Annotated in this window: 1 protein-coding gene and 1 pseudogene; both read right to left on the reverse strand. The window is 43.0% G+C overall.

The window, feature by feature from the left end; translation table 11 throughout:
• Positions 1 to 108: 108 nt before the first annotated feature.
• Positions 109 to 546, reverse strand: a complete 438-nt coding sequence (locus JFN88_RS16315) for an Imm26 family immunity protein (RefSeq protein WP_199020328.1) — start codon at positions 544 to 546, stop codon at positions 109 to 111.
• Positions 543 to 1,273, reverse strand: a pseudogene (locus JFN88_RS16320) (hypothetical protein); the annotation flags it as partial. The pseudogene JFN88_RS16320 and the gene JFN88_RS16315, both read right to left, overlap by 4 nt.

Consider the following 1,273-nt stretch of genomic DNA (forward strand, 5'->3'; position numbering starts at 1 on the left):
CGATCTATGAGACATAAAAATGCTCCACCTCGTAGTAAACAGTTTTATTATTTCAACTGTCTACTACAAGGGGAGCATATCAGAAGCCAATCAAGGTCAATTTATTAACTATTTCAGTGGGTCTTTATGCCACTTGTCTTCACCCATAATCCTATCAATAATATGTTCTGCTTCCCATACCGCAGCAATTTCAAGCCCATCACATTCTTGCTTGCTAGCCCTTTTCATTTCTCCTTTATAATATATTGAATATCCACCGGATAATTTATCAATTACACACGCAGGAGGAGGCCATGCTTCATCTTCATCTTCAAATGGACGATTAACAACAACCGTCCATTGACCTGATTTCAGTACATCATCATAAATTCCTACTATAAACTGATAATCTTCATTTTGAGGTATGTCTTCAACCGATTTGCCTATATAACGATAGATTGCAATACTTGCATCCTTAAACCTCCTTCCAAATGCAAATCTGCCATCAGGTAAAGGCACAGCATACACATCTCCAAGTTTTATTCGCTTGCGCTTTGTACTCGTCATGGTTTACCAAACTCCTTGTTTGCAGCATTAATATATATCTTTCTATTATTATTATTCTTGGAAATCCCATTTATACTATTTCCGGACGTTCCTCCCTGAGATCTTGCACCCCCATTCTTCTCAATCATCTGTTGCTCCCTGCCACGAATTGCATTTTTGTTGCTTGATGTTTGATCAAGGGTTGCACGGCCAAATCCTTGCTGATTCATATGGTGGTTCGCATCTCTTTTAGCGATATTCTCTAATGGAGTACCTTTGCCACTGGTACGACCAGTATACACCTGACCAGTAGTAGAATTTTTTTTCGTATACGTCTGATAAGTATTACCTCTACCACCAGAAGACACCTTAAGCTTATTGGTCGCCTTGCCTGCTCCATAAGTACCCACGCTCTGTACGCTACTCGTCAGTGCTTGCTTTTGATTGACCTTACCCGTTGTAATGTATTGCTCTGCAGCACTGCTAGCATACCCAGCTCCGGCACGCACCCCCATATTTGCAACAAGGGAGGCACCACCAGTCAATCCGGCAGTCAATCCTGTTATCGCGCCTGCGGCAGCGGCCCCCGCATAGTTCTTCCAATTGCTCTTGGATAGCTGACCTTTCGCAGCATCCCTCGCCATTTCAATGCCGGCTCCAATAGCGGCTCCTACTGCCGCAGCAACAAAATTGAAGAAGTGTCCGGTAGGGTCATCATACATCACGGGTTCATTTTTGACGTAAGCAT

This window comes from Paenibacillus roseus, from assembly GCF_016424485.1.
In the GTDB taxonomy this organism is placed as follows: Bacteria; Bacillota; Bacilli; order Paenibacillales; family Paenibacillaceae; genus Paenibacillus_D; species Paenibacillus_D roseus.

What these genes read in the sequence shown, in the direction of transcription:
- JFN88_RS16315 (WP_199020328.1), bottom strand. Translation starts at nt 546, where the DNA reads ATGACGAGTACAAAGCGCAAGCGAATAAAACTTGGAGATGTGTATGCT.